The sequence below is a fragment of the Pseudomonas coronafaciens pv. oryzae str. 1_6 genome (assembly GCF_000156995.2).
GTDB classification, from domain to species: Bacteria; Pseudomonadota; Gammaproteobacteria; order Pseudomonadales; family Pseudomonadaceae; genus Aquipseudomonas; species Aquipseudomonas tremae.
The window spans coordinates 14486-32585 of record NZ_CP046035.1 but is presented as its reverse complement, the minus strand read 5'-3'; the positions used below and the strand labels follow the sequence as shown (position 1 = coordinate 32585).

At 59.2% G+C, this 18100-nt stretch carries 17 protein-coding genes; 7 read left to right on the top strand and 10 right to left on the bottom strand.

Features of this window, described 5'->3' with window-relative positions:
• The first annotated feature begins 1 nt into the window (after nucleotide 1).
• Nucleotides 2-634, top strand: coding sequence for a hypothetical protein (locus tag POR16_RS00165; RefSeq protein ID WP_005887702.1), 633 nt, complete (start codon nucleotides 2-4; stop codon nucleotides 632-634).
• 118 nt (nucleotides 635-752) lie between these two features.
• On the opposite strand, the gene argB is transcribed toward POR16_RS00165, so the two are convergent.
• Genes argB through coaBC form a run of 4 tightly spaced genes read right to left on the bottom strand, consistent with a single transcriptional unit; the run spans nucleotide 753 to nucleotide 5994 of the window.
• A complete protein-coding gene (gene argB / locus POR16_RS00160; protein WP_005887700.1) occupies nucleotides 753-1658 on the bottom strand; it encodes an acetylglutamate kinase in 906 nt (301 codons plus the stop codon).
• Nucleotides 1659-1686: 28 nt separating this feature from the next.
• Nucleotides 1687-4272 carry a phosphomannomutase/phosphoglucomutase gene (locus tag POR16_RS26840; RefSeq protein WP_024668919.1) on the bottom strand — a complete coding sequence of 862 codons (2586 nt, stop codon included), beginning with the start codon at nucleotides 4270-4272 and terminating at the stop codon, nucleotides 1687-1689.
• Between the two features lie 51 nt (nucleotides 4273-4323).
• Nucleotides 4324-4779, bottom strand: coding sequence for a dUTP diphosphatase (gene dut, locus POR16_RS00150; RefSeq protein ID WP_005887696.1), 456 nt, complete (start codon nucleotides 4777-4779; stop codon nucleotides 4324-4326).
• Between the two features lie 6 nt (nucleotides 4780-4785).
• Nucleotides 4786-5994 carry a bifunctional phosphopantothenoylcysteine decarboxylase/phosphopantothenate--cysteine ligase CoaBC gene (gene coaBC / locus POR16_RS00145; RefSeq protein WP_005887694.1) on the bottom strand — a complete coding sequence of 403 codons (1209 nt, stop codon included), beginning with the start codon at nucleotides 5992-5994 and terminating at the stop codon, nucleotides 4786-4788.
• A gap of 134 nt (nucleotides 5995-6128) precedes the next feature.
• Between coaBC and radC the strand changes: the two genes are divergently transcribed.
• A complete protein-coding gene (gene radC / locus POR16_RS00140) occupies nucleotides 6129-6803 on the top strand; it encodes a RadC family protein (RefSeq protein WP_005887692.1) in 675 nt (224 codons plus the stop codon).
• A gap of 154 nt (nucleotides 6804-6957) precedes the next feature.
• Here radC and POR16_RS00135 read toward each other — a convergent pair whose 3' ends face one another.
• Nucleotides 6958-8544, bottom strand: a complete 1587-nt coding sequence (locus POR16_RS00135) for an ABC transporter substrate-binding protein (protein WP_005887690.1) — start codon at nucleotides 8542-8544, stop codon at nucleotides 6958-6960.
• A gap of 364 nt (nucleotides 8545-8908) precedes the next feature.
• Here POR16_RS00135 and rpmB point away from each other — a divergent pair, with 364 nt between their 5' ends.
• Both rpmB and rpmG read left to right on the top strand, forming a co-directional pair.
• A complete protein-coding gene (rpmB, locus tag POR16_RS00130; protein ID WP_002551514.1) occupies nucleotides 8909-9142 on the top strand; it encodes a 50S ribosomal protein L28 in 234 nt (77 codons plus the stop codon).
• An 11-nt stretch (nucleotides 9143-9153) separates the two neighbouring features.
• A complete protein-coding gene (gene rpmG, locus POR16_RS00125) occupies nucleotides 9154-9309 on the top strand; it encodes a 50S ribosomal protein L33 (RefSeq protein ID WP_002551515.1) in 156 nt (51 codons plus the stop codon).
• A gap of 190 nt (nucleotides 9310-9499) precedes the next feature.
• Here rpmG and POR16_RS00120 read toward each other — a convergent pair whose 3' ends face one another.
• A complete protein-coding gene (locus POR16_RS00120) occupies nucleotides 9500-9703 on the bottom strand; it encodes an I78 family peptidase inhibitor (RefSeq protein WP_005887688.1) in 204 nt (67 codons plus the stop codon).
• 79 nt (nucleotides 9704-9782) lie between these two features.
• Nucleotides 9783-10151: a cupin domain-containing protein gene (locus POR16_RS00115; RefSeq protein WP_005887686.1), complete on the bottom strand. Its 369-nt coding sequence runs from the start codon at nucleotides 10149-10151 to the stop codon at nucleotides 9783-9785.
• Between the two features lie 238 nt (nucleotides 10152-10389).
• Between POR16_RS00115 and POR16_RS00110 the strand changes: the two genes are divergently transcribed.
• Together POR16_RS00110 and POR16_RS00100 are read left to right on the top strand one after the other, a co-directional pair.
• Nucleotides 10390-11883 carry an aldehyde dehydrogenase gene (locus POR16_RS00110; RefSeq protein WP_005887684.1) on the top strand — a complete coding sequence of 498 codons (1494 nt, stop codon included), beginning with the start codon at nucleotides 10390-10392 and terminating at the stop codon, nucleotides 11881-11883.
• A 157-nt stretch (nucleotides 11884-12040) separates the two neighbouring features.
• Nucleotides 12041-13186, top strand: a complete 1146-nt coding sequence (locus POR16_RS00100) for an MFS transporter (RefSeq protein ID WP_005887682.1) — start codon at nucleotides 12041-12043, stop codon at nucleotides 13184-13186.
• Here POR16_RS00100 and POR16_RS00095 read toward each other — a convergent pair.
• Together POR16_RS00095 and POR16_RS00090 are read right to left on the bottom strand one after the other, a co-directional pair.
• Entirely contained in the window at nucleotides 13183-14763 is a 1581-nt protein-coding gene (locus POR16_RS00095) for a phospholipase D family protein (protein WP_005887680.1), read from the bottom strand. The two genes, POR16_RS00100 and POR16_RS00095, sit on opposite strands and share 4 nt — an antisense overlap.
• A gap of 71 nt (nucleotides 14764-14834) precedes the next feature.
• The gene (locus POR16_RS00090; RefSeq protein ID WP_005887678.1) at nucleotides 14835-16256 is read right to left on the bottom strand and encodes an aminotransferase-like domain-containing protein; all 1422 of its coding nucleotides are present in this window, start codon (nucleotides 16254-16256) and stop codon (nucleotides 14835-14837) included.
• Nucleotides 16257-16429: 173 nt separating this feature from the next.
• On the opposite strand from POR16_RS00090, the gene POR16_RS00085 reads away from it, so the two are divergent.
• Nucleotides 16430-16681 (top strand): DUF1127 domain-containing protein, encoded by a 252-nt coding sequence (locus POR16_RS00085; protein WP_005887677.1) that lies wholly within the window; start codon nucleotides 16430-16432, stop codon nucleotides 16679-16681.
• A 4-nt stretch (nucleotides 16682-16685) separates the two neighbouring features.
• On the opposite strand, the gene POR16_RS00080 is transcribed toward POR16_RS00085, so the two are convergent.
• A complete protein-coding gene (locus POR16_RS00080; RefSeq protein WP_005887675.1) occupies nucleotides 16686-17999 on the bottom strand; it encodes an NAD(P)/FAD-dependent oxidoreductase in 1314 nt (437 codons plus the stop codon).
• Nucleotides 18000-18100 lie beyond the last annotated feature (101 nt).

Sequence of the window (18100 nt, the reverse complement as noted above, 5' to 3'; positions counted from 1 at the left end):
TATGGCTGTCGGCGGCAAGGTGCAGGTTTCGGGCTCAGGTACGCTGAGCATTTTGAAGGTCTGGCTGGCTCTGGCCATGCTTGCGCCCTTGCTCGCCCAGGCTGCCGATGCGCCTGAATCCCGCTTGTACCGTTATGTCGACAGTCGCGGCGTGACAGTGATCGATACACAAGGGGTGCCTCCCGACTATGTGGCCAAAGGCTATGAGGTGCTCAACGGCCGTGGCCGGGTGATCCAGGTCGTACCGCCCGCGCCCACTGCGGAGCAGATTCGCCAGTCCGAAGCCGACAAGCGCCAGACCGCCGCCGACGCACAGTTGCTGAGCCTGTACAGCAGCGTGGCAGAGGTGGACCGCGTGAGGGCCCGCAAACTGGCCGAACTGGATGCGCTGGTTGGCGTTGCCCAAGGCAATATTCAAGGGCTGGCGGCCCAGCAGCGCAGCCTGCAAAGCCAGGCCGCGGACCAGGAGCGTGCGGGACGCCCTGTTCAGCAGGCACTTGTCGATCAATTGAGTGACCTGCGTGACCAACAGCAAAAGCTGCAGTCCGATATCGCCGGGTATCAGGCGGCACGTGCGCAAGCCGAAGCGGACTTCGCCAAGGATCGGGTACGCGTACAGCGGCTGACTCAATGACCTGACACAGAGCCTCCAGAACCGCATGCCTACGCGGAGCATTGGCGCGATAGTGACCTCAGCCAAAAAGGCCCCGTGAGTGTTAACCCACAGGGCCTTTGGGTGTGTCATGCCTGGATCAATGCCGCTTGCGATTGGTGATCTGGGTGCCGACACCGCTGTCGGTGAAGATCTCCAGCAAGACCGCATTGGGCACTCGACCATCGATGATGTGCGAGCTGTTGACCCCGCCCTGAACCGCTTCTAGCGCGCAGCGAATCTTCGGCAGCATGCCACCATAGATAGTGCCGTCAGCGATCAGGCTGTCTACCTGCTCGGTATTCAGACCGGTCAGGACTTCGCCCTGCTTGTTCATCAGCCCGGCGATATTGGTCAGCAGGATCAGCTTCTCGGCCTTCAGGGCCTCGGCAACCTTGCCCGCCACCAGATCGGCGTTGATGTTGTAGGACTCGCCATCCGGACCCACGCCGATAGGCGCGATCACCGGAATGAAATCCCCTTTGACCAGCATGTTGAGCAAGCCGATATTAACGCCGACCACTTCGCCCACCTGGCCGATGTCGATGATTTCCGGCTTGGTCATCTCTGGCGTCTGACGCGTGACGATGAGCTTCTTCGCACGAATCAGCTCAGCGTCCTTGCCGGTCAGACCGATAGCACTGCCGCCATGCCGGTTGATCAGGTTGACGATGTCCTTGTTGACCTGACCGCCCAACACCATCTCCACGACATCCATGGTCTGCGCGTCGGTAACACGCATGCCGTCGATGAAATGACTCTCGATGGACAGTCGCTTGAGCAGATCACCGATCTGCGGACCGCCGCCATGAACCACGACCGGGTTGATACCGACCGCTTTCATCAACACGATGTCACGCGCAAAGCCGGTCTTCAGCTCTTCGCTCTCCATGGCGTTGCCGCCGTACTTGATAACCAGCGTCTTGCCGACAAAGCGGCGAATGTACGGCAGCGCCTCGGAAAGGACCTTGGCTACATTAGAGGCGGCATCACGTTCGAGGGTCATTCAGAGCTCCAGTCAAAAGGGAAAACAATCAAAATGGCAGGTCGAGATCCGGCGCGACTTTTTTCAGCTCGGCGTGGAACACGTCCTTGATACGCTGCAACTCGGCCTCGGTTTCGGCTTCGAAACGCAGCACCAGTACCGGCGTGGTATTGGAAGCACGAACCAGACCCCAACCCTTCGGATAGTCCACGCGGACACCGTCGATAGTGGTCAGTTTGGCTTCGCCCCATTGCGCGTCTTTTTCAAGGGCCTCAATGATGCTGAACTTGGTGTGATCCGTCACCTTGATGTTGATTTCCGGCGTCGAAATATCGTTCGGGAAGGTTTCGAACAGGTCTTCGGCGTTGGCCGATTCCTGGCTGAGGATCTCCAGCAGGCGTGCGGCGCTGTAGATACCGTCATCGAAACCGAACCAGCGTTCCTTGAAGAAGATGTGGCCGCTCATTTCACCTGCCAGCAGCGCGCCGCTTTTCTTCATTTCTTTCTTGATCAGCGAGTGACCGGTTTTCCACATCACCGGACGGCCACCGTGCTCGCTGATCAGCGGCGTCAGGCGACGGGTGCATTTGACGTCGAAGATGATGTCGGCGCCCGGATTGCGCTTGAGCACGTCCAGGGCAAACAGCATCAACAAGCGGTCCGGATAGACCACATTGCCTGCGTTGGTCACGACGCCGACACGGTCGCCATCACCATCAAAAGCCAGACCCAGGTCGGCGCCGGTTTCCTTGACCTTGGCGATCAGGTCCTGCAGGTTTTCCAGCTTGCCTGGATCCGGGTGGTGGTTAGGGAAGTTGCCATCCACCTCGGCGAACAGGGAAATCACTTCGCAACCCAGCGCTTCGATCAGTTGCGGAGCGATCACGCCCGCTGCGCCGTTGCCGCAATCGACCACGACCTTGAGCTTGCGCGCCAGGACGATGTCGTCCTTGATCTGCTTGAAGTAGCGATCGAGGATGTCGACTTTGGTGATGCTGCCTTTCTGCGAGGTCAGGTTGTTGGTCTTGATGCGCTCGTGCAGCGCCTGAATCTGTTCGTTGGCCAGGGTATCGCCAGCGATGACGATCTTGAAGCCGTTGTAGTCCTTCGGGTTGTGGCTGCCGGTCAGCATCACACCGGTCTTGCCGGCCAGCACGTTGGCTGCGTAATACAGCGCAGGAGTTGGCACCAGACCGACATCGCTGACGTGGCAACCGCTGTCATGCAGGCCCTGGATCAGTTGCTGCACCAGCTCCGGACCGGACAGGCGACCATCGCGGCCAACGCTGACATTGGGCTCGTTCTGCGCCAGGCTCTCGGAACCTATGGCACGGCCGATCCAGTAGGCGGTTTCAGCGCTGAGGGTGTCCCCGACCACGCCACGAATGTCATAGGCGCGAAAAATGGTCTCGGGAAGATTGGGTGCCACGGATGCTGGGCTGTTCATAGCGAGGGGATGCTCCGATCTCAGGAAGTCCTGGTTTTCGTCGAGAAGGTCGATATCTAGAATATCGGTATCTTGAAACAGTGGATCAGCCCAGTCGGTGCGCGATGCAGCGACGGCGGACGAAGCACTGCCTTGGGTAATATCTGCATCGCGCTGCTCGCCCGCAGTAGAGGCAGGCATTGCCTGAGGCTGACTACGAAGCGAAACGCGAGCGAGCGCCTGAGCCAGACCACTGAGGGCTGGAAGGCTCAAACCGAAGGGTTTGACGGCTTTTCCGCCTGAGAGTTCTTGAAGCAGCTGATCCAGCTGCCGGGCATCGGCACAAATGCGACGCTGCAACGCTCGCTCATTGAGATGCAGGCCAAGCAATACGCCAGCTGCAGCGATAACCAGCGCCAACAGCAAGAGCAGGATGGAAGGCGAGTTTTTCAACGCAGGGCCCGGCGTGAACTCGAGTTTCCAGCCGGGATAACCCGTATCGAACGCTTGGGGCTTGTCATCGCCCGCTTGCCCGCGCTGCAGGAAAACCTGAGCAGGACCATTGCCGAACTGCTGACTGAGCACAATCTGCCCGGCCTCGGCAGGGATAGTCGGCAAAGCGTTGAGCAGGCGATTCAGGTCGAAGGCCAATAACAATGTGCCAGCGACCGGCTGATTAACAGCTGCGCGCACTGGCGCTGCGCTGTAGATCAACCATCGCTCACCGACCTTGCGAGCTTCAGGGCTGACGATGTCACCTTGCGCAGCCTTGTTCAGCATATCCAGCGTGGCGAAGCTGACTGGCAGGGCGCCTTGCGTATCAACATCGGCCAGGCCCTTGGGGTACAGCCGCGCGCCAGCCATACCGTCCCAACGGGTGAGGCGGTCCTGCGCTGCCACCAATACCAAGGCGTCATTGCCTTGCAGCGCCTGAACGAGCGCGGCGCCAGAGGCTGCTGCCTGGGTGTCGGCATTGATCTGCCGGAGCGCCACACCAATGGCTGCCGCCTGACTGCCGCCCCATGCCTGGGCCAACTGGTCCTGCTGCTGCGGGCTGGTCATCAAGGCCAACCAGACCAGCGCCGCTGCCACGATCAAGCCGATTGCCGCAGGTACGATGCCTGGGGCGAGCGCGTTGAGACTCGCAGCCGGAGGAGCGTTATCGGCGGGTGCAGCTTGCTTTGAAGCGTTGCGTTGACTGCCTTTCACCGACCTCTCCCTGAGCCATGCCAAAGAACCGGATTATTCGCCGAATGGCGATCAATGACTGCCGGAATGGCCGAAACCACCTGCGCCGCGCTGACTTTCGTCAAAGTCTTCGACCAGCTCGAAGTGCGCCTGCACGACAGGCACCAGCACCAGTTGCGCAAGACGCTCACCGACCGCAATCCTGAATGCAGTCTGACCCCGGTTCCAGCACGACACCATCAGTTCGCCCTGATAATCGGAGTCGATCAGGCCGACCAGATTACCCAGCACGATGCCGTGTTTGTGACCCAGGCCGGAGCGCGGCAGAATCAGCGCAGCGAGACCAGGATCGCCGATGTAGATCGACAGGCCGGTAGGGATCAGCAAGGTCTGACCGGGCTCTAGGACGGTGTCTTCCTTGAGCATGGCACGCAGGTCGAGACCTGCCGAGCCAACGGTGGCGTAAGCCGGGAGCGGAAATTCGTTGCCAATGCGGGGGTCGAGGATCTTGGCTTGTAGAGCGTGCATTCGTAGTTAAACCTGATTCATGCGGTCGGCGATAAAAGTGATCAGCTGGCGAGCAATCTTGGCCTTGCTGGTCTGGGTAAAAAGCGTTGCGTGCAACGCCCGGTCGATCACGCTGCAAGCGTTCTCTTCACTATTGAAACCGATGCTGGGGTTAGCCACGTCGTTGGCAACAATGAGGTCGAGGTTCTTGTCTTTCAGCTTGCGTGCAGCATAGTCGAGAAGGTGTTCGGTCTCGGCAGCGAAGCCAACGCTGAAGGGGCGATCCGGGCGGGTGGCGATGGTCGCCAGAATATCCGGATTACGGACCATCTGCAGCAGCAGGCCGTCACCATTCGTAGGGTCTTTCTTGAGTTTGTGCGGGGCGATGACTTCCGGGCGGTAGTCAGCCACGGCTGCGGAGGATATGAACAGATCACAGGGAATGGCCGCCTCACAGGCCGCCAGCATGTCCCGGGCGCTGACCACATCGATGCGTGAGACACGGTCAGGCGTTGGCAGACTGACTGGACCTGTTATCAGCGTAACCCGCGCACCTGCCTCTACAGCCGCTTCAGCCAGGGCGAAACCCATCTTGCCGGAGCTGTGGTTGGTGATGTAACGCACCGGGTCGATGTTTTCCTGAGTAGGGCCTGCAGTAATCAGCACGTGCTTGCCGGTCAGGCTCTGGCGCTGGAAGCAGTCGGCTGCGCACTGAGCCAGATCGTCGGCCTCGAGCATGCGGCCGAAACCGACATCGCCACACGCCTGACTGCCCGAGGCCGGGCCGAAAACGCGAAAGTCGCGCGTTTCGAGGAGGCGGGTGTTGGCCTGCACGGATGCGTCACGCCACATCGCCTGGTTCATCGCCGGGGCGATGGCAACGGTGGCGTCGGTGGCTAGCACGATGGTGGTCAGCAGATCATTGGCGATGCCTTGAGCCAGACGCGCGATCAGGTCGGCGGTGGCCGGGGCGATCAGGATCAGGTCGGCCCATTTGGCCAGCTCTATGTGCCCCATCGCAGCTTCGGCTGCCGGGTCGAGAAGGTCCAGATGCACGGGATGGCCGGACAGGGCCTGCATGGTCAGCGGTGTGATGAACTCCGCCCCGCCCTTGGTCATGACGACACGCACTTCAGCGCCCTGATCGCGCAGACGGCGGACCAGTTCGGCGCTCTTGTAGGCCGCGATGCCGCCGCCGACGCCCAGCACGATGCGTTTTCGATACAGCCGCTGCATAGACCTGCCTTTGTGATCGAGTGAGTACGCGACGGCCATGACGCCTCCCCAGGCCAGATTGACGCGCAAAAAGATGGGCTAAGATAGCACAGCGACCGCGCTGGAACAGCGGTGCCCAAACACATGGAGGTGCTATGAGTATTCGCAGTTGGCCCGTGGCCGAACGCCCGCGGGAACGCTTGTTGGAGCTAGGGGCGGCGAGCCTTTCGGACGCCGAATTGCTGGCGATCTTTTTACGCACCGGGGTGGCCGGGAAAAGCGCTGTAGACCTCGCGCGTCACCTTCTGAATCAATTCGACGGGCTCAGATCGTTACTGGATGCCGACCTGACCACGTTTACCTCTCAGCTGGGTCTGGGGCCTGCGAAGTTCGCCCAGTTACAAGCGGTAATGGAAATGGCACGACGGCACATGGCCGAGGCACTGCGTCGTGACTCAGCGCTGGAAAATCCGGCTCAGGTGCGTAATTACCTCAAGGCCCAGCTAAGGCACGAACCCCATGAAGTCTTTGCCTGCCTGTTTCTGGACAACAAGCACCGAGTCATGAACTTCGAGATACTGTTCCGGGGAACGATCAATGCGTCTTACGTGCATCCACGCCAAGTGGTGAAGCGCGCGCTGGCGCACAACGCTGCCAGCCTGATCCTCTGCCACAACCACCCCTCGGGCATCACCACCCCCAGCCGCTCCGACATCGACCTGACCAAGCGCCTCAAGGAAGCACTCTTGCTGGTGGACGTGCATGTGCTTGACCACGTGATCGTGGGGGACGGCGAGCCGCTGTCGATGGTGGAACGCGGGCTGATGTAGCGCTGGGCACGACAGGGCGGCGCTCGGATTATCGTTACCACGCTTTGCATGGTAATGCCGTTCTGGGCGCTCTGCGTCCGGTCTTCAGATGGGGCGTGCCAATGCAGGGCATTGGCACGCAATCATGCCGAAGGGCCGAGGTCAGTCTGGCCAGTTACTTCACTTGCACCTTATAAAAGTCCTGACGGCCGAACGGGCTGACCTGATAGCCCGTGACGTCCTTGCGCACCAGTGCTGCGGCTGTCGGGTGAGCGAGGGGGATCCACAGCGCCTGCTGCTGGATCTGCGCCTGAGCCTGGTGATACAGCTTGCTGCGTTGGCCCTGATCACTGATGGATTTACCGTCTGCGATCAGCTTGTCCAGGGCTGCGTCGCAATAACGGGCAAAGTTGGTGCCCGACTTCACCGCAGCGCACGAGAACTGCGGCGTCAGGAAGTTATCCGGGTCGCCGTTGTCGCCCGCCCAACCCATGAACAACAGATCATGCTCACCGGCCTTGGCGCGGCGAATCAGCTCACCCCACTCAATGACCTTGACCTCGGCATCGATACCGATCTGCTTCAGGTCAGCCTGCAGCAATTGAGCGCCCAGACTTGGGTTCGGGTTCAGCAGACTGCCGGAAGGTCGCGTCCAGATAGTGGTCTTGAAACCCTCCTTCACACCAGCCTTGGCCAGTAAAGCCTTGGCCTTGGCAACATCGTGCTTATAGCCCGGCAAGTCTTTGGCATAGCTCCAGGTGTTCGGCGGGTAAGGGCCGCTGGCCGCTTCCGCAGTGCCTTCAAAAACCGCTTTCAGGTAATTGTCCTTGTCGAAGGCCAGGTTGAGGGCCTGACGCACTTGCGGCTTGTCGAACGGCGGATGCTGGCTGTTGATCGCCACGAACGCGGTCATGAACGCTTCGGTCTTCTCGACCTTGAGCGAGTCGATCTTGCTGGCGGCCTGGATATCCAGTGGCTTGGGCGAAAGCGCTATCTGGCATTCGTCCTGACGAATTTTCTGCAGGCGGACATTGGCGTCAGGTGTGATCGCATACACCAGTGTGTCGACATCAGACTTGCCGGCGAAGTAATCCTTGAACGCCTCGTAACGCACTACAGCATCTTTCTGAAAGCGCTTGAACACAAACGGCCCGGTGCCTATTGGCTGACTGTTGAGTTTTTCCGGCGTGCCCGCCTTCAGCAACTGCGCGGTATATTCCGCCGAGTAGATCGACGCAAAGCCCATGCTCAAGGTGGCGAGGAAGGTCGAGTCTGCTCGATTGAGCGTAAAGCGGACAGAGTGTTCGTCTGGCGCCTCAATGCTCTTGATCAGCGCGGGCAACTGCATGGACTGCGCATGCGGGAAGCCACTCTGGGCAATCTTGTGCCACGGGTTCTGCGGGTCGAGCATGCGCTGGAAGCTGAACAGCACATCATCTGCCGTCAGCTCGCGGGTTGGCGTGAAATAGTCGGTGGTATGAAACTTGACGCCCGAACGCAGTTTGAAATCGTACGTCAGGCCATCGGCGGACACGGTCCAGCTTTCCGCCAGACTCGGGACCAGCTTGCCACTCTTGGCATCGAAGTCCACCAGGCGGTTCATCAGCACATCGGCGGATGCGTTGGTGGTGGTCAGCGAATTGTACTGAACGACGTCAAAACCTTCAGGACTGGCTTCAGTGCATACCGCAAGGCTCGATGCCTGAGCGGCAACCGGAAGTAACAGCGGAACGAGCAAAAGAGGAAGTGCAGCTAGGCGCATGGCGATATTTCCTGTTCAGAAAGGGCCCCATCTGCCGGTGCAGTCTGGTGAGGGACTAACCCTAGACTATGTATTGGCGCAGAACAATCGACATCGTGCGACGAGCGGTCGTTTTGACTGCACCCCCGCAGCGCTTGAGCATGGCGCCTTGCGAGGCGTGCCCCGTCGGGCTGCAGCGCTTTGCCTGTTGTTGCATCGAAGGGTTTCTGGTATAAAGCAGCGCTCTTTTCTAGGGGCCCGGTTCCTTCACTGTAGGTGTAGCCGGTAAGACCCTTAAAGAAACGCGGCGCCTGGCGCCAAATGACTGAGAGATTAAGCGGCCAACCCATGCCGGGTTGGGCATGTGGTTTTAGAGGGCTGAGGCATGTCGAGAGTATGTCAAGTTACCGGTAAGGGTCCGGTGACTGGGAATAACATTTCCCACGCAAACAACAAAACCCGTCGTCGTTTCCTGCCAAACCTGCAGCATCACCGCTTCTGGGTTGAAGGCGAGAAGCGTTTTGTTCGTCTGCGCGTATCTGCTAAAGGCATGCGTATCATCGACAAGCGTGGCATTGAAGTTGTGCTCGCTGAACTGCGTCGCGACGGCAAAATTTAAGGGAGAGAATCATGCGTGAATTGATCCGTTTGGTGTCGAGCGCTGGTACAGGCCATTTCTACACCACCGACAAGAACAAACGTACTACCCCGGATAAAATCGAAATCAAAAAATTCGATCCGGTTGTACGCAAGCACGTGATCTACAAAGAAGGCAAAATCAAGTAATTGATTCTGTCGACTACAAAAAACCCGCCTTCTGGCGGGTTTTTTGTGCCTGTCTGATCTGAGGCCTCAAGGGGCTCAAGCTCGCAAATTTTGGCCAAAAGCCAGAATGCAAAACACCCGACGCAACGCGCCGGGTGTTTTTTAAACGTGAAAGCCTTGTACCAGTACGATAAAGAGAACGGCTTTTGAATCAGCCGAAAATGAAACCGGACACCAGACCAGCCGTGTCGACTTTTACCTGCAGACGCATTGGGTTGATATCCAGAGTGATGACGTCGCCGGGACCGACAACCTTCTCAAAACCGGTAATTTCGCTGATGTAGGCTTTGACGGTAGGCACGTAGCGGCTTCCGACAAGGTATTGAAGCGCTTGGGTGACAACTTCGTTTGTCATTTTCAAAATCCTTTTTTGAGTGAGCGTCCTTCAGTGGACGCACTCAGAATCACCCATAACGCCCCAAGCGATGCGTTATCTATGTATGTTCAGTCGCCTCGAACACCACATAAATCTTGCGACATGTTTCCAGCACCTCCCACGTCCCCTTGAAACCCGCCGGGATCACGAAGCGGTCGCCCGCACGCAATGTTTTGGCGTTACCTTCCTCGTCCCGAAGTACCGACACGCCCTGAACGATTTCGCAGTACTCATGTTCGGTGTAATTCACCTGCCATTGACCTGGTTCGCCATTCCAGACACCCGCGCTCATCTGCCCGCACGGGCTGTTGTAGTGGTTATAAATTGTCTGTGCAGGGTCGCCCTTGAAGACCTTTTCCGGCGCCGGGCGGTAGTGTTCGGCTGCGGTGCTGGCTTCGCTGAAGTCGACGATACTTGCGATACTCATGATGACCCCTTGAGCTGAATACGTTGACGGTTTGACGAGGGAATCAGGCATAAGTGCCTTGCTGCCCCCATCCGGCCTGTTTAATAAAATCAACGAAAAGGCACCTCAACCGCTACCTCTGTCAAATATATTGGTTTTGACTGGCCGCTGGTTTAGGGTATCGGCTGCCCTGAAACATTCGAATTGTGTCTGAAATCAAGCATGACACACCCATATTCCGCAAGAGGAGGACATGCAAATGACCACCCTGACCCGCGCCGACTGGGAGCAACGCGCCCAGAATCTGAAGATCGAAGGCCGCGCCTTCATTCAAGGCGAGTACACCGCTGCTGCCTCCGGCGAAGCTTTCGATTGCATCAGCCCGGTTGATGGCCGGTTGCTCGCCAAGGTTGCCAGCTGCGACGCTGACGATGCCCAGCGTGCTGTAGATAGCGCTCGCAGCGCTTTTGAATCAGGCGTCTGGTCACGCCTGGCACCAGCCAGACGCAAAGCCGTCATGATCCGTTTCGCAGGGCTGCTTGAGCAGAATGCCGAAGAGCTGGCCCTGCTTGAAACACTGGACATGGGCAAACCCATCAGCGATTCGCTCGGTGTCGACATACCCGGCGGCGCCAGAGCCTTGAGCTGGAGCGGCGAGGCCATCGACAAGCTGTATGACGAAGTGGCCGCCACACCTCATGACCAATTGGGCCTGGTGACCCGCGAGCCGGTCGGCGTGGTTGCTGCCATCGTGCCGTGGAATTTCCCGTTGATGATGGCCTGCTGGAAGCTCGGCCCTGCGCTGTCCACCGGTAATTCGGTTGTTCTCAAGCCCTCGGAAAAATCTCCGCTGACTGCCATTCGCATCGCGCAACTGGCCATCGAGGCCGGTATTCCTGCAGGCGTGCTCAATGTGTTGCCGGGCTATGGCCATACTGTCGGCAAAGCACTGGCGCTGCATATGGACGTCGACACCGTGGTGTTTACCGGCTCGACCAAAATCGCCAAGCAGCTGATGATCTACGCGGGCGAATCGAACATGAAGCGCGTCTGGCTCGAAGCTGGCGGCAAAAGTCCGAACATTGTGTTTGCCGACGCACCGGATTTGCAGGCAGCCGCCGACTCCGCTGCCAGTGCGATTGCTTTCAATCAGGGCGAGGTATGCACCGCAGGTTCACGCCTGCTGGTCGAGCGCTCCATCAAGGACCGCTTCCTGCCGATGGTCATAGCAGCGCTGGGCACCTGGAAGCCTGGCAACCCGCTGGACCCGGCCACCAATGTCGGTGCGCTGGTCGATACACAGCAGATGAATACCGTACTGTCCTACATTGAGGCTGGCCACGCTGATGGCGCCAAACTGGTCGCAGGTGGCAAACGGATTCTGCAGGAAACCGGCGGCACTTACGTGGAGCCGACGATATTCGACGGGGTTAACAACGCGATGAGAATCGCTCAGGAAGAAATCTTCGGGCCGGTACTGTCGGTACTGACCTTCGACAGCGCCGAAGAAGCCATCCAGATCGCCAACGATACGCAGTACGGCCTGGCCGCCGCGGTATGGACCGCAAATATCTCGAAGGCGCACCTGACCGCCAAGGCATTGCGTGCAGGCAGCGTATGGGTGAACCAATACGACGGCGGCGACATGACAGCACCGTTTGGCGGCTTCAAACAGTCAGGCAACGGTCGCGACAAGTCGCTGCACGCGTTTGACAAGTACACCGAGCTGAAATCCACCTGGATCAAGTTGTAATCCCAGGCTTCACGCTCCGCCTGGTATTGCCGGGCTGGAGCGTGAGTAGCGATGAGTGGGAGAATACTATCGTGCCCACGCTCCAGCGTGGGCAAGCCGTTCTGGACGCTCTGCGTCCGATGTTGAACGCGCAATAAGGGTTTGCAGGAGCTTGAAGATGCGTTGGGGGACATATTTTGCCGTGTTGGCGTCTGTACTGGGCGTCGGTCTGGCAATGGGCGTCAGCATGCCGCTGGTTTCGTTGCGTCTGGCAGGCTGGGGCTATGGATCGTTTGCCATCGGTATCATGGCGGGAATGCCTGCGGTAGGCGTGCTGGTCGGTGCTGCGCTGGCAAGCCGCCTCGCGGCGCGCTTCGGTACAGCTAATCTGATGCGCCTGTGCCTGTGGGGCGGGGCCGTATCAGTCGGGGCGCTGGCACTGTTGCCGTACTACTGGATATGGCTGGTCCTGCGTCTGACACTCGGGGTCATTCTGACCATCGTCTTCGTGCTGGGCGAAAGCTGGATCAACCAGTTGGTGATCGAACGCCTGCGCGGGCGACTGGTCGCGCTGTATGGCAGCACCTACGCACTGAGCCAGCTGGCCGGCCCGTTGTTGCTGGGCGTAATTGGCACCCACGCCGACTATGGCTTCTGGATCGGCGTGGTGTTGCTGGTCGGCTCGCCGTTTCTGCTTCTGGGTCGCACCGGCGCGCCTTTGACCGAATCCTGCAATGTCACCTTCACCGACCTGCTTGGCTTCTGTCGCGGCATGCCTGCCATTGCATGGGCCGTGGCGTTGTTTGCGGCGTTCGAAGCGCTGATCCTGACGCTGTTGCCGCTTTACTGCATACGCCACGGCTTTACCCCGGAGATCGCGCTGATCATGGTCAGTGTCGTGGTAGTCGGCGATGCCTTGCTGCAACTGCCGATCGGCATGCTCGCCGACCGCATCTCGCGGCGCCCGATGTTCACCGGCTGCGCGATACTGTTGCTGGCGTCCAGCCTGATGGTGCCGCTGTTGATCGATACAGTTCTGATCTGGCCGTTGTGGGCTGTATTCGGTGCCAGCGCAGGCGGGTTGCTCACCCTTTCACTGATCCTGATCGGCGAGCGTTATCGCGACAATGCGCTGGTGCGCGCCAACGCCCATGTTGCGCAGCTCTGGGGCATCGGCTGCCTGATCGGGCCCTTGGCCGCAGGTGCGGGCGGCCAGTGGGTCAGCGGCGAAGCCTTGCCACTGCTGATGGCGGCCGGCGCACTGGGGCTGTTGATTCTGATCAGGCGACGCGGTGCTTTCGGGGCACTGGCTGCGCCCGCTTAAAGCATTCTTTCAAGACCGATAGCCTGGCTCATCCACGCGTTGAAACGTCGCCACAAATCGCCAGGCTCGGTATGCAGGGTGTGGATCTGACCATTGTCTTCGGTTACCCACACCACCTTGCCATCCTCCAGCATCGCCTCGTAAGTCAGCGACGGTGCCATACCCTGCAACGTCAGCTCGCGCAGTTGGTCGGCCAACTGCGGGCTGTCGACCAAAACCCCGACTTCGGTGTTCCACAACACGGAACGCGGGTCGAAGTTGAATGAGCCGACAAAGACTTTCTGCCGATCGAAGATCATCGCTTTGCTGTGCAGGCTTGATTCGGAGCTGGCCAGCGAATGGCTTTTCTTGAATAGATGAGGCCCGCTGCTGCGCATGGTTTCGGTGTCGCCCGGCTGGCGGCGCAATTCGAAAAGTTTGACACCATGTTCCAGCAGCGCCTTGCGATAAGGTGCGTAGCCACCATGCACGGCAGGCACATCGGTGGCTTCCAGCGAATTGGTCAGCAAGCTGACCTTGACGCCAGCATCGGCACGACCCGTCAGGTACAGCAAGCCTTCCTGCCCCGGCACGAAGTAGGCGGAGATCAGCATCAGCTCCTTGCGGGTGTTCAGCAGTTCCGGAGCCAATTGCGTGGTCAGCAGCAGGTGCGGGTCGGGTTCGCCCTGCGCCAGGACTTTGGTGGGCGCATCCCACAGCGCCTGGTTGTAAGCCCAGACCAGTTCGTTGAGCCAGGTTTTCATGCGTGGCTGAGTCTTGTAGGCCATCAACCGATCATAAAGGGCCTTGTGCTGCTGGTGCGCCTGCTCAAGTGAGTCTTCAAGCTTGCGACGGGCTTCGGCAAGGTCCTCGCCGTCAGGCAAAAAGTACATGAACTCGGCGATAGGCTTGCTCAGTGTGCTGTTCCAGTACTGATCGAAGCTGTGCCCCAGTTGCTCGGCAACCGGCCCGACGCTGAGCATGTCGATGTCAGTGAAGTTCAGGTTCGGTTCGGCATCGAAGTACTCATCGCCCAGGTTACGTCCACCGACAATCGCCACACTGCTATCGGCCAGCCACAGCTTGTTGTGCATGCGCCGGTGCTGACGCGAGAGGTTCATCAAGCGACCCAGGCTACGAGTGATCCCGGTCTCGCGCCCCAGGTTTTGCGGGTTGAACAGGCGAATCTCGATGTTCGGATGGGCAGCGAGCGTAGCGATAGCCTGGTCTACCCCGTCGCTGGTGGTGTCGTCCAGCAGGATGCGCACACGAACGCCACGGTCTGCTGCTTTGAGCAACTCGTCGATCAGCGCGCGCGTACTCAGGCCGTCGTGAACGATGTAGTACTGCAGATCAAGGCTGCTTTTGGCGTTACGGATCAGTTCGGCGCGAGCCTTGAAGGCATCGCTGCTGTCAGGCAGAAGACGAAAACCCGAGCGCCCGTCGTGCGGCATCGCCATGGCCTGAATGGAGCGCCCGAAAGCCGACCCTGAAGGCGGCATGGCCTGGCTTGGCTCGCTGGCGATTTCCTGGTGCGCGCAACCGCTGACGCACAATGCAACCAGCAGGCAAAAGGGCAAGGCCCATGAATGGTTCAAATTGGTTTCCGTGTCTGTACATGGCTCGACTTGCGGATAAGACCGACAAAACCGGGAAAGATTTGCCAGCGTCAGTCAGTTTGCGCATTCAGTTGCGTGATTGTCTCGCCCACGATACGCACTGCGTTCTCGATTTCCCGTGTGGGTCTGGACGCGTAATTCATGCGCAGGCAGTTTCGATACTTGCCCGATGCCGAGAAAATACTGCCCACGGCGACCTGCACGCCTCTGTCCAGCAAGACACGGTTCAGGCGTTGAGTGTCAAAGCCCTCGGCCAACTCTACCCACAGCATGAAGCCGCCTTGCGGACGACTGACGCGTGTGCCTTCGGGAAAATAGCTCATCACCCAGTCGATGATCTGATCTCGACTGCGCTGGTACTGGGTACGCATACGTCTTACGTGCGGCGTGTAATGACCGCCTTCGAGAAAGTCTGCGATAGCCAGTTGCGGTTGAGGGGCAGTGGAACCGGTGCCGATGTATTTCATGTGCAGCACTTGCTCCAGGTAACGCCCCGGCGCCACCCAGCCAACCCTCAGGCCGGGCGCAAGCGTCTTGGAAAAAGAACTGCAGAGCAGCACGCGACCGTCTTCATCGAAGGACTTGATGGTGCGCGGGCGAGGGTAGTTGTACGCAAGGTCGCCATACACATCGTCTTCGATGATCGCCACATCGAAGCGTTGCGCCAAGGTGAGCAGGGCACGCTTGCGGTCTTCCGGCATGATGTAGCCGAGCGGGTTGTTGCAGTTTGGCGTCAACTGGATGACCTTGATCGGCCACTGCTCGAGCGCCAGCTCCAGCGCTTCCAGACTGATGCCGGTCAGTGGGTCGGTCGGAATCTCCATGGCTTTCATGCCGACGCCCTTGAGGGTCTGCATGGCGCCGAAAAAGCTGGGCGAGTCCACGGCAACGATGTCACCCGGCTCACAGATTGCGCGAACGCTGGCAGAGAGGGCTTCGTGACAACCGGTGGTGATAATCAGGTCACTGGCGCTCAAATTGCAGCCTGAATCGAGCATCAGCCGGGCGATCTGTTCGCGCAACCTGGGCACGCCATAGATGTTGTCGTAATACAGACCCGGCATGTCCTGATGACGACTCAATTGGCTGAACGCGCGCATCAGCGGCTTCAGAGTCGGGCTGGTGACATCAGGCATGCCGCGCCCCAGTTGGGTCACGGCGTCGCGCGGCGCCACGCGGATCAGCTCCAGCACCTGATCCCATTGGGAGATATCCACAGGCCTCTGCACCGGACGGCCTACTGCCGGAAGCGCAGGAGCGCGCTTGCTGACCGACACAAAATAACCGGACTTGGGTTTGGGTGACGCCAGGCCGTTGTCTTCCAGTAACCGATATGCCTGCTGCACAGTGCTCAGACTGACGCCGTGTTCGAGGCTTAGCGCACGCACCGAAGGCAGGCGGTCACCAGGGCGATAAAAACCGTTTTCGATGCGCGAGCCGAGTAGTTCGGCAAGGTTGACGTAGAGCGTCATGACGGCCTCTTGTTATTTACAACGCCAATAGCAGTACAGATGGGGCAGAAATATAGCATTCAGAGCTATTTATCAGCAGTCTGTATGGAAAATATAACTGCATTTTGAATCTGTATTGGTTTTGCCCGTCGTTTCATCATAGACCCACGCCCAACCAAGATGAGTGAATCGAAATGAACGGGTTCAGCGATGTGCGTCTGACGCTTCACAGCCAGGAACTGAATGACTATCGGGCGGCAGCCATCAAGACAGTCCGTCCGCAAAAGATCGACCTGCTGGCGGGCATGAGCCGCTGGGCGCGCTACCAGCATCGCTGGACATCCCGCCGCGCCTTGCTGGAGCTGACCGATGATGAGTTGCGCGACATCGGCCTCGATGCCCGGCAGGCCAGGGCCGAGGCCATGAAACCGTTCTGGAGGACGTGAGCCTTCAGCGCAATTCTTTCAGCCGGTGCCAGAGCATGCCCAGCGCCAGTAAGGGCGAACGCAGATGCTTGCCGCCCGGAAAGGTCATGTGCGGCACCTTGGCGAACAGCTCGAAACCATCACTGTGCTGCCCGCTGATGGCTTCGGCGAGCAAGCGGCCCGCAAGGTGCGTGGCGTTCACGCCGTGCCCCGAATAGGCCTGGGCATAAAACACGTTGGGATGGGACTTGAGCCGACCGATCTGCGGCAGGCGGTTGGCGCCGATACCGATCATGCCGCCCCATTGATAATCGATTTTCACGCCTTTCAGCTGCGGGAATACTTCCAGCATCTTGGGACGCATATAAGCGGCGATATCCTGCGGATCACGCCCTGAATAATGACAGGCACCTCCGAACAACAGGCGACGGTCGGCAGACAGGCGATAGTAGTCCACTGTCACGCGCTGATCGCAGACGGCCATGTCCTGTGGCAGCAATGCACTGGCCTGAGCCTCGCTCAAGGGCTCAGTCGCAATGATGTAACTGCCTGCGGGCAAAACCTTGCCGCTGAGTTCCGGGTTCAGGTCATTGAGGTAAGCGTTGCAACCGAGCACCAGGGTTTTCGCCAGTACCGTCCCTTGAGCCGTGTGCACCTTGACCTGCGAGCCATAGTCGATGCGAGTCACAGCAGAGTGCTCGAACACCTGCACGCCCAGCGCTTGTGCGACCGCCGCTTCGCCCAACGCAAGGTTCAACGGATGCAGATGCCCGGAGCCCATGTCGATCAGCCCGCCGACGTATCGATCGGAACCCACCACGCTGCGCATCTGATCAGGTTGCAGCAGCTGCAAAGCATGGCGATAACCGAGGCTGCGCAGTTCATCTGCGTCCTCGGCCAGGCTGTCCAGATCACGCGGTTTGTTGGCCAGATCGCAATAACCCCATTTCAGGTCGCAGTCGATGCCGTAACACTCGACACGCTGGCGTACGATCTCGACGGCCTCGATACCCAGCAGCTTGAGCTGGCGCACGCCGTCACTGCCGATGACATTGGCGAACTGCCCGACGTCATGGCCGACGCCGCGAATCAACTGCCCGCCGTTACGCCCGCTGGCCCCCCAACCAATCTTGCGCGCTTCCAGCAGCGCCACGCTCAAGCCGCGCTCGGTCAGTTCGATGGCAGTGTTGAGCCCGGAAAATCCACCGCCCACGACACACACGTCCACCTTCAGCTCGCCTTGAAGCACAGCATGATCCGGTTGCGGATGGCTGCTGGCAGCATAGTAGGAGGCAACATGAGGGGCGTCACGGTTCGGATGCTGAACGCGAGCGTTCATGGATTCTTCCTGTTGGCGATGTTTGTATGCAGGGGAGGATAAGCCGCTGTCATGAGCCTGCCAACTGAGGCAAACTCCCTGCATTGTGTGTGGATGATCGA